This is a genomic window from Actinomadura sp. 7K507 (assembly GCF_004348425.1).
Classification (GTDB): Bacteria; Actinomycetota; Actinomycetes; order Streptosporangiales; family Streptosporangiaceae; genus Spirillospora.
The window spans coordinates 1-1,058 of record NZ_SMKK01000538.1; the positions used below are offsets into that span (position 1 = coordinate 1).

1 protein-coding gene is annotated in these 1,058 nt (G+C 69.6%); it reads left to right on the top strand.

Annotated features, from left to right (window positions below; genetic code table 11):
• Positions 1 to 1,058 (top strand): polyketide synthase (locus E1285_RS45130; protein ID WP_132161042.1); only part of this gene is annotated, 1,058 nt, incomplete at both ends.

A 1,058-nucleotide genomic window follows, 5' to 3' on the forward strand; every position in this document is an offset into this window, starting at 1 on the left:
TCCAAGGACCCGCCCTCACCATCGACACCGCCTGCTCCTCCTCCCTCGTCGCACTCCACCTCGCCTGCCAATCCCTCCACAACCACGAAACCGACCTCGCCCTCACCGGCGGCGTCGCCATCATGTCGACGCCAACCCTCTTCCTTGAGTTCTCGCGACAGCGGGGCTTGGCGCGGGACGGGCGATGCAAGGCTTTTGCGGCCACGGCCGATGGCACCGGGTGTTCCGAGGGCGTCGGGCTCGTACTCGTGGAACGACTGTCGGACGCACTCCGCAACGGGCATCCGGTGCTGGCGGTGATCCGTGGTTCGGCGGTCAACCAGGACGGTGCCAGCAACGGGCTGACGGCGCCGAACGGGCCGTCCCAGCAGCGCGTGATCGAGGACGCGCTGGCCAGCGCGCGGCTCGCACCCGATGACATCGAGGCAGTGGAGGCCCACGGCACCGGCACGGCACTGGGCGACCCCATCGAGGCGCAAGCACTCATCGCCACCTACGGCCAGCAACGCGTCGCCGACCGGCCCCTGCGGCTCGGCTCCATCAAATCGAACATCGGCCACACCCAGGCCGCCGCCGGTATCGCCGGTGTGATCAAGATGGTACAGGCCCTCAATCACGGGGTTCTGCCGCGGACGCTGCACGTCGATGAGCCGACCCCGCACGTCGACTGGTCCGCGGGGACGGTCGAGTTGCTCACCGAGCAGATGCCCTGGCCCGACACCGGGCAGCCGCGCCGTGCCGCGGTCTCCTCCTTCGGCATCAGCGGAACCAACGCCCACCTCATCCTGGAACAAGCCCCCACCACCGAACCCGAACCCGTGACGCTCCAACCCGACACGGACGTGAAGGCGCAAGCCAGCGAAACCTCCGAACCCGAGGTGCGGCCTGAGCCGCCGGTGGTTCCGTGGCTGCTATCGGCGAAAACCCCGGCCGCGCTGGCCGCCCAAGCCCAACGCCTGCTCCACCACCTGGACACCCACCCAGACCTGGACACCGGACAGGTGGCATGGGCGCTGGCCACCACCCGCACCGCCCTGGACCACCGCGCCGTCATCACC